This is a genomic window from Pseudomonas tehranensis (assembly GCF_014268615.1).
GTDB lineage: Bacteria > Pseudomonadota > Gammaproteobacteria > Pseudomonadales > Pseudomonadaceae > Aquipseudomonas > Aquipseudomonas tehranensis.
Genome location: NZ_JABWQV010000529.1, coordinates 1 through 206, shown reverse-complemented (window position 1 = coordinate 206; position 206 = coordinate 1). Strand labels below are relative to the sequence as shown.

The window sequence follows — 206 nt, the reverse complement described above, 5'->3', positions numbered from 1 at the left end:
GCAGGCGTGGTGCTCGGCACCAGGTTTTCAAAGTTGCCACCGGTTGCGCCGGTAATGGTGGTGCTGACGGTGCTGCCGTTGTTGTAGACGTCGTTGGCCGGCGTATCGACGTTGACGGTGCCGGTGGTCTGGCCAGCGGCGATGGTGATGACCGAGCCATTGCTCAAGGTCACGGTGACCGGCGTTTGGGCCGGGTTGGTCAGGGT

1 protein-coding gene is annotated in these 206 nt (G+C 63.6%); it reads right to left on the bottom strand.

Translation table 11 applies throughout. The features are described from left to right. Positions 1-206: immunoglobulin-like domain-containing protein (locus HU811_RS27285; RefSeq protein WP_186659255.1), on the bottom strand; the 206-nt coding region annotated here is incomplete at both ends.